The sequence below is a fragment of the Microbulbifer sp. 2205BS26-8 genome, assembly GCF_030731025.1.
In the GTDB taxonomy this organism is placed as follows: Bacteria; Pseudomonadota; Gammaproteobacteria; order Pseudomonadales; family Cellvibrionaceae; genus Microbulbifer; species Microbulbifer spongiae.
This window is the reverse complement of sequence record NZ_JAVAMR010000032.1, coordinates 34,927-42,151: the sequence shown is the minus strand read 5'-3', so window position 1 is coordinate 42,151 and position 7,225 is coordinate 34,927. Positions and strand designations below refer to the sequence as shown.

7 protein-coding genes are annotated in these 7,225 nt (G+C 55.2%); 1 reads left to right on the top strand and 6 read right to left on the bottom strand.

From position 1 onward, the window contains the following. On the top strand, positions 1-1,540 hold a 1,540-nt coding region (locus Q5Y71_RS11635), incomplete at its 5' end, for an Ig-like domain-containing protein (RefSeq protein WP_306042314.1). A 228-nt stretch (positions 1,541-1,768) separates the two neighbouring features. Here Q5Y71_RS11635 and Q5Y71_RS11630 read toward each other — a convergent pair. The 6 genes from Q5Y71_RS11630 to Q5Y71_RS11605 all read right to left on the bottom strand — a co-directional run bounded on the left by Q5Y71_RS11630 (position 1,769) and on the right by Q5Y71_RS11605 (position 6,962). Next, positions 1,769-3,121, bottom strand: a complete 1,353-nt coding sequence (locus tag Q5Y71_RS11630; RefSeq protein ID WP_306042313.1) for a lipopolysaccharide assembly protein LapB — start codon at positions 3,119-3,121, stop codon at positions 1,769-1,771. A 12-nt stretch (positions 3,122-3,133) separates the two neighbouring features. Further along, complete coding sequence (locus Q5Y71_RS11625; protein ID WP_306042312.1) at positions 3,134-3,751, bottom strand: energy transducer TonB; 618 nt, start codon at positions 3,749-3,751, stop codon at positions 3,134-3,136. A gap of 2 nt (positions 3,752-3,753) precedes the next feature. Further along, entirely contained in the window at positions 3,754-4,155 is a 402-nt protein-coding gene (locus Q5Y71_RS11620) for a biopolymer transporter ExbD (protein ID WP_301416154.1), read from the bottom strand. A 115-nt stretch (positions 4,156-4,270) separates the two neighbouring features. Continuing rightward, positions 4,271-4,798 carry a MotA/TolQ/ExbB proton channel family protein gene (locus Q5Y71_RS11615; RefSeq protein WP_301416152.1) on the bottom strand — a complete coding sequence of 176 codons (528 nt, stop codon included), beginning with the start codon at positions 4,796-4,798 and terminating at the stop codon, positions 4,271-4,273. A gap of 14 nt (positions 4,799-4,812) precedes the next feature. Further along, entirely contained in the window at positions 4,813-6,183 is a 1,371-nt protein-coding gene (locus tag Q5Y71_RS11610; RefSeq protein ID WP_306042311.1) for a MotA/TolQ/ExbB proton channel family protein, read from the bottom strand. Then, the gene (locus Q5Y71_RS11605; RefSeq protein WP_306042310.1) at positions 6,180-6,962 is read right to left on the bottom strand and encodes a DUF3450 domain-containing protein; all 783 of its coding nucleotides are present in this window, start codon (positions 6,960-6,962) and stop codon (positions 6,180-6,182) included. The genes Q5Y71_RS11610 and Q5Y71_RS11605 overlap by 4 nt, the downstream gene beginning before the upstream one ends. Positions 6,963-7,225 lie beyond the last annotated feature (263 nt).

The following is a 7,225-nucleotide window of genomic DNA, read 5'->3' as shown; positions in this document are numbered from 1 at the left end:
TGACATTACCACCAGCGTGAACTGGCTCAGTGACAACACCGCAATTGCCACCGTGGATAGCCTGGGCGAGGTGGTGACGGTGGCGGTGGGCAGCACCAGTGTCTCCGCCAACCAGGACGGCATTGTCAGCAATACGGTCCCGGTCACCGTGACCAATGCGGTATTGACCAGTATCCAGGTGACGCCGGCGGTGGTGAACCTGCCCGCGGGCTTCAGCCAGCAGCTCACGGCACTGGGTGGTTTCAGCGATGGCAGCACCCTCGACATTACCACCAACGTGACCTGGCTCAGTGACGACGCCTCAATTGCCACCGTGGATAGCCTGGGCGAGGCGGTGACGGTGGCAGTGGGCAGCACCACCCTTTCTGCCGTCCAGGGGGGTATTTTCAGCAATGGGGTCTTGGTCACCGTAACCAATGCGGTATTGACCAGTATCCAGGTGACGCCGACGGTGGTGAGCCTGCCCGTGGGCTTCAGCCAGCAGCTCACGGCACTGGGTATTTTCAGCGATAGCAGCACCCTCGATATTACCACCAGCGTGAACTGGTTCAGTGACGACACCGCAATTGCCACCGTGGATAGCCTGGGCGAGGTGGTGACGGTGGCGGTGGGCAGCACCAGCCTTGCTGCCACTCTGGAGGGTATTATCAGCAATGGGGTCTTGGTCACCGTGACCAGCGCGGTATTGACCAGTATCCAGGTGACGCCGACGGTGACGGTGACGGCGGTGAACCTGCCCGCGGGCTACAGCCAGCAGCTCGCGGCCCTGGGTATTTTCAGCGATGACAGCACCCTCGACATTACCGCCAGCGTGAACTGGTTCAGTGACGACACCGCAATTGCCACGGTAGATAGCCTGGGCGAGCTGATGGCGGTGGCGGTGGGCAGCACCAGTGTCTCCGCCAGCCAGGACGGCACTATCAGCAATACGGTTTCGGTGACCGTAACCAACGCGGTATTGACCGGTATCCAGGTAACCCCGGCAATGGTGAGCCTGCCCGCGGACTATAGCCAGCAGCTCACGGCCCTGGGCAATTTCAGCGATGGCAGCACCCTCGACATTACCACCAGCGTGAACTGGTTCAGTGACGACACCGCAATTGCCACCGTGGATAGCCTGGGCGAGCTGATGGCGGTGGCGGCGGGCAGCACCAGTGTCTCCGCCAACCAGGACGGCATTGTCAGCAATACGGTCCCGGTCACCGTGACCTACGCGGTATTGACCAGCATCCATGTAAGGCCGGAGTGGGTATGCCTACCCAAGGGTAATAGCCAGCACCTCACGGCCCTGGGTAATTTCAGCGATGGCAGCACCCTCGACATTACCACCAGCGTGAACTGGTTCAGTGACAACACCGCAATTGCCACGGTGGATAGCCTGGGCGAGGTGGTGGCGGTGGCGGTGGGCATCACCGGCGTTGATGCCAACCAGGGGGGCATTTTCAGTAACACGGTGCTAGTCAAGGTGGTCCGTGACGTTGGCTGTGCAACATCGCCTCTTACCAGGGAACACAAGAAGATGTGGACGGCAATCTGGTGACGAAGTCTTTTATTGTGCACAGACACGTGCCCAGGTGGAGGCCACGGGAATCCATGCCTCCCTGGAGACCTTTTATTCTATGGATATTCTATGGACTGAGAACGCACAGTCTAATCCTATTCAAGGTGGCTGAGTAATTCCGCTACTGCACAGCAAAAGGTTACTGCTGTAACATAAAAAAGGCCGCATGGAACTATGCGGCCTTTTTAAAAACAAACGCTGAGACAACTAAATTGCCAGCTTCTCTTCACGGGCCTTTTCACCCTCGACAAAAGCGATCCACTGCCTGGCAGTTCTCTCAGAGCGCTTGTCTTTCAGGGCTTTCTTAAGGCTGCTGAGTGCAGCGTCATATTGCTTCAGGTTGGCATTGGCCATCCCCATTACAATATACAACTGATCCTGGCGCTTAACCCCGCCTTTGGCCAGGGCCTTCCTGCCCACCGCAACGGCTTTCTCATTCTCATCCAGATCCAGATAGATACTCGCGAGACGGGAATAGATTTGGCCTTTGTCGGACAGCTTGGCTGCTGCCTCCAATTGCGGAATGGCCTTTTGCAGTTCCTGAGCCATCTGGTACGCCTGGGCCAGGGTTTCCAGATTCTTGGCATTGCGCGGGATTTTCTTCTCCTTGATCCCTTTGGAAATGACCTTGGCCCCCTTATAGGGCATCTCATATCCCATAAAGAGATAGCCCATATTCAGCAGGTCTTTTTCCTTCTGCAAAGCCCCGGCAAGGTATGCCGCCTCCATCATATGCAACTGGTCCCTGTCGCGCTTAAGCTCGCCGTACATTGCCGCCAAGGTGACGTAGTACACAGGCTTTGGATAATGCTGCAACATTTTTTCCAGCACAGCAGCCACGCTTTTGTAGTCATTACGCTCAAAATAAATGTACTGCTGCAATCCGTACCAGTTCTCCTTAGGCACCTTGCCTTCTTTCTCATACATGGATACCGCTACATTGATATCCGCAAGCGCTTTGCCCTGGTCGCCAGTCTGCTGATAGGCCTGGGCGCGCAATGCATAAGAATCCGCCGTGACGCGGTCTGAAACCTTCATCCACTGGTTCAGGTAGTTGACCGCCTGCTTATAATTCTCAGTAACAAAATACAACTGGGCCAATGTAAACAACGTGCCCTCTTCCAGCGCTACCGGCAGATTTTTCTCACCCTGGTTCAGCACCTTCTTAAAATAGGGGATCGCCTCCTTGTAGCGCTCCATACTGTAATAGACAACACCAAACAGATTGTACATCTGCGCTATTTCATAGCCATTGTACCGCTTCTTACTGGCATCCATGTCCTTCAGCGCAGCCAGTGCGCCCGCCCAGTCTTCTGCGTCATAAGCTTCCTGGCCTTTTTCCAGCTTTTTGTAGGCGGCCTGACGCATGGCCGGCACCTTGCGGGTTTTCTTCTTGCTGGGTTTTTTTTGTGCCTGTGCCTGTGCCTGTGCGAAAGGCGCGGAAGCACCTGCGGCTTCCAGTATGGTAACACTGACCGCCGGTGCCAGGACCAGGGGAAAGGCTACCGACACGCGCACAGCGAGCCTGGACAAACCTCTAGCCATGGTTGTCAACTTCATAGTGCTTCCCCTTTAGTCCTCGGCCATAGTAAAGCTGATCTTGGTGCGCACATTGGGCACCTCAATCGGCTTGCCATCGACCACCCGCGGCTTGTACTTGTACTTCAATGCAGACTTAAGCGCGTTCCGGTTGAAAATAGTGGTTGGCTTACCCTTCGAAGTAAAGGCCTCAACCACTACGGGGTCGCGCACAGAACCATTGGTGGTCACCGTATACATAACAATAACATAGCCTTCGATGCCGCGCTGTTGTGCGCGGCGGGGATACTGGGCCTGTACTTTCACAATGGGCAGATAATCGCCCTCGCCAAAGCTGAACCCGGACAGCTTGATACCGTCGTTGCCGCGGGGGGCTGCGATATTGATGCTGCTGTCAATGGTTGGGTCGTCGAATTCCGGCTCAAGCATCTCCGGCGGAGGTGTTTCCGGATCTTCTGGTTTCTCCGGTTTGGCGGTGTTGAATTGTGTTTCAAGTTCTTGTTCGGGCATCACCACATCGGCAACTTTGAACTGCTCCTTTTCCTCCGGAGCAGTCATATTTGCCTCAATCAGCTGATGCATGGTGAAGATGAGACCAAATGTCGTGGCTGCCGCCAACGTACCGGCCCCAAGGAGTCTTACCGGATTCATAGCTAACTCTTCTCTGTCGCGACCGAAACTTTCTCGATACCGATCTTCCTGGCCGCTTGCGCAATCAGGGCAATTTTCTCAATATTCGCTCCCTTATCGGGCTGAATCACCAACCACCCTTTCGGGTTTTCGGAGTAGAGACGCTCCAGGACGATTCTTACCTGGCGCTCGTCAACTTTCTCTTTGGCAATCCAGATCTCATTGCTTTCGTTGATCGCTACCAGAATAGAAGCGGCCTTGAGTTCAGCGGTTGTCGCTTCCGGCTTCACCACTTCGGCACCCGGCACTTTGATAAAAGTTGCGGTGACGATAAAGAAGATCAGCATAATAAACACCACGTCCAACATGGGCGTGAGGTCAATGGCTCCTGCCTCTTCTTCTGCCGTATTTTGTCTTTTGCTCATAGCAACTCTCTTAGCGAACTTTTCCCGCGAGGGGCCCACGGGGCACCTGTGGCGAGAATCTCTGGCTTGGCTAAACCTTCACAGCAAATAAGCTGGCCTATTTGCTGATGTGTGCCTAGTGATCCATGGTGAGATGATCTTCCAACAGCTGGGTCTCCCGCTCTGCCTTGCGAGTGAGGTAGGTGTTGGCAAAAACACCAGACAGAGCCGCAACCATACCCGCCATGGTGGGGATAGTTGCCATGGACACGCCGCTGGCCATCTGCTTGGCGTCACCACCACCGGTAATCGCGAGAACATCGAACACATTGATCATGCCCCAGACCGTACCCAGGAGCCCAAATAGAGGCGCCAGGGCCACACAGGCCTGAATCATGTCCATATTGTCCTGAATCCTCTCGGAAACCCGGGAGATCATCGCATAACGGATCTGGTGGGAACCCCAGGAATTGCGCTCACCGCGCCCCTCCCACAGGTCTACCGCACCCTGAACGTCACTTTTCAAGCCCTTGTTGAAATAGAAGATCCGTTCAAAAATCAGCGTCCACATAAAGAAGGTCAGGCCGGCGATCAGGAACAGTACTGGCCCGCCCGACGCCATAAAGGCGTTGACAGCGGCCCACGCGTCGATTAGTGCGTGCATGTCGCCGCCTCCTCTTATTTACGCTCGGCGTTTTCCGCCACGATACCGGCACTCTGCTCTTCCAAGATATGCAGGATACGCTTGGCGCGACCGTTCACGATAGTGTGCATCAATACCGTCGGGATAGCGACACACAGACCCAAGACCGTGGTAATCAACGCAGAGGAGATACCGCCGGCCATTGCTCTCGGGTCACCGGCACCGAAGATGGTGATCGCCTGGAAGGTAATGATCATGCCGGTAACGGTACCCAAAAGGCCCAGCAGCGGCGCCACCATGGCGATAATTTTCAGCAGATTAAGGCCAGATTCGATCGCCGGGCGCTCCTTCAGTACCGCTTCTTCCATCTTCAGCTCAAGCGTTTCACCGTCAACACCCTTGTTTTCCTCTGCAACCGCCAGTACGCGGCCCAGCGGGTTGTTGGTATTCGGCGTGGCGGAACGCAGCTGGGCATTCACCTTGGCACTGACACCGAACAGCACGACCAGGCGCAAGATAGCCAGCAGCATGGCGAAGGCACCAACAGCAGTGATGATATAGCCGACAATACCGCCCTGATGCCAGCGTTCGATAAGATCCGGGCTGTTGATCATGGCTTTCAGGTAGGAACCGCCGGTGGGGCCTGTGGGGTCAATGCCAAACGCACTGAAGTCGGCGGTGGAAACCTGCAGATTCTCTGCCAGTTTCTGGAATTTGGCGTCCGGCTGGCGAATCAGCTCAGCCACTTTATAGGCGTCGTTCATCTCCAGGTATTTGCCGTTGGATACCAGGTTGAAGTTACCTACACGAACAATCTCCTGCTGAGTCTGTTCGCCATTGGGCTTGATCACAGTGGTGTTGAACTTGACAACCTTGCCGGATTCAACCGTTTCGCGCTGGATTTCAAACCACAGGCGCTCGATTTCTGCAATGGTGGGCAGCTTGGTGGCCGTGTTCATTTTGGCAAGCAGGCCGTCGATAAATTCTGTACGGCCCGGGTACTGCGCAGAGACCAGAGAAGAATCGATACTAGCGCGCAGGTCTGCGGCGGTAGAGGACATATGGCCGAACAGCTCTCTCAGAGAACCCAGGCGTTCATCCAACTGCTGGCGTTTCTGGTCAACGGCGGCTTCCTGCTCCTGATATCGCTTTTCCAGCTCCGCAGAGCGTTTTTCCTCAGCGGTACGGATATTTTTGGCCCTGTTCAGCAGCGCTTGCTGGTTGGCCTTTTGGCGGCGGAATTCAGCTTCGCGCTGCTTGTGTTCCTGGGATTCCGCAATTTTGGATTGCCGAACCATCTTCAACAAGTCATCAAGAGAAGTGGCTTTTTCCTGCGCAACTGCAGAGAAGCTGATCAGGCCAGCCGCGGCTGCCACTAGTATGCGTTTGGCGATAGAGGTTTTCATTGCGCTGCCTCCGGAGCCGGAATCGGCATGGTCATGATATCGATGGAGGCCTGTTTCCTGGCAATCTTCAAGCCGTTCATGAGGGCGCGGCGGTAGGTGCCAGAATCGATTTCAACCCAGGCTTGCTGGCCCTTGTCGTAAGCGAGGGAGATAGTGGAATCGGTTGTCTGGGCGAGCAGTGCGATACGGCCGATCTGCAGCACGCTCACTTCGCGCTCCTGGCCGTTTACATTCAGGGTGTCGCCGTAAGTGTCAATCTTGCGCGCGTACTCCGCTTCGTAATTGTACAGTTCCAATACCTCGCGGAATTTCTCCGCAACCGTAATGTCGGAACGGTCCATATTATTTTTTACATGCTCCAGGTTGGCCATGCGCTCATCCAGTTTGAAGGGCGCGTCCAGTTCAATGAACTGCTCCAGGCCCTCCAGCATGCGCAGGATCAGTGGCTGGATCTGGCGTTCAATGACAGTGACGTTGGCGATGGATTCGTCCAGGTCGTTGATCACTGCAAGCTGGTTGGCCAGTTGCTTTTCCAGCTGCCGGTTGTATACGCGCAGACCGTCGATTTCCTTGTTGACCACCTTGAAGTCCTGCAGCAGGTCGCTGGTCTCCTCGGCAATCTTGTCGATGCGCTTTTGCGATGCCCGGGCCGCAGTGGTTTTCTGCTGGCCGACGGCAAGGACGTTATCGAGAGTATCCGCGGTGGCTACGCTGCCATAGAGCGCGCCGGCAGACAGCGCAGTGGTCAGCGCCACAGCCATGAATCGCTTGGTTTTCATTAGACCCCCCAGTGGGTTCAATATTTCACAACATGGTCGCGATGATTTAGCTGCCACAACGCGGTGTCCTTTTGTTTGAAAAACATTGGTTAGAAGACAGCTAAGAGCCGCACATTGTAAACAGCCGATTTGATTATTCAAATGCCGATTGTCAGCATCGGCCAGCATGGGTAACAAGGTAACAACCGGGTAACACGGTCGAGTCACTTTCACACATTGGCGGCGTCATGCTTTGTGCGAGCTATCAGAGAATTTAACAGGCT